The organism is Desulfosporosinus sp. OT, assembly GCF_000224515.1.
In the GTDB taxonomy this organism is placed as follows: domain Bacteria; phylum Bacillota; class Desulfitobacteriia; order Desulfitobacteriales; family Desulfitobacteriaceae; genus Desulfosporosinus.
On sequence record NZ_AGAF01000173.1, the window covers coordinates 1 to 430 of the forward strand.

1 protein-coding gene is annotated in these 430 nt (G+C 44.0%); it reads left to right on the forward strand.

The window, feature by feature from the left end:
* Positions 1-246 precede the first annotated feature (246 nt).
* The coding region (locus DOT_RS32450) for a hypothetical protein (RefSeq protein ID WP_157998481.1) at positions 247-430 on the forward strand (184 nt) is incomplete at its 3' end.

Consider the following 430-nt stretch of genomic DNA (forward strand, 5'->3'; position numbering starts at 1 on the left):
GACAGCCTTGACCGCAGCTCCAGTGTTGGTTTTTCCGTATCAGCTTCAGGTTCATATACTGTGTATTGTGATGCTTCAAGAGTTGGGATTGGTTGTGTGTTGATGTAGGAAGGTAGAGTTATTGCTTATGCTTCTCGGCAGTTGAAGCCCCATGAGAAGAACTACCCCATTCATGATTTGGAGTTGGCTGCCATAGTTCACGCATTGAAGATTTAGAGGCATTACTTGTATGGTGTATCTTGTGAGGTGTTCACTGATCATCGCAGTCTTCAGCATTTGTTCAAGCAAAAAGATCTTAATTTGAGGCAGCGGAGATGGTTGGAGTTGCTTAAGGATTATGATATCACTATATTGTACCATCCGGAAAAGGCCAATGTGGTGGCCGATGCTTTGAGCCGAAAGGCAGTGAGTATGAGGAGTTTGGCATATA